Annotated in this window: 1 protein-coding gene; it reads left to right on the top strand. The window is 60.0% G+C overall.

Features of this window, described 5'->3' with window-relative positions; all coding sequences use genetic code 11:
* On the top strand, window positions 1-220 hold a 220-nt coding region (locus FNJ47_RS49400), incomplete at both ends, for a transposase (RefSeq protein ID WP_206685449.1).

Genomic DNA, 220 nt, shown 5'->3' with positions numbered 1-220 from the left:
ATCGACTGGACTGGATCGACGGCGAGATCGCCCCGCTCTACAGCAAGAACGGCAGGCCGGGGATCGAGAACCGCTTCATGATCGGGCTGCCGTTGCTCAAGCACATTTACGGGCTGTCCGATGAGGGGGTGTGCGAGCGCTGGGTCCACGACCCGTATTTCCAGTTCTTCACCGGCGAAGAGTTCTTCCAGCACACTTTTACGCACGAGCGTTCGGACCT

The sequence above is a fragment of the Bradyrhizobium uaiense genome (assembly GCF_010811875.1).
GTDB lineage: Bacteria > Pseudomonadota > Alphaproteobacteria > Rhizobiales > Xanthobacteraceae > Bradyrhizobium > Bradyrhizobium uaiense.
This window is presented reverse-complemented; position numbering and strand designations above follow the sequence as displayed.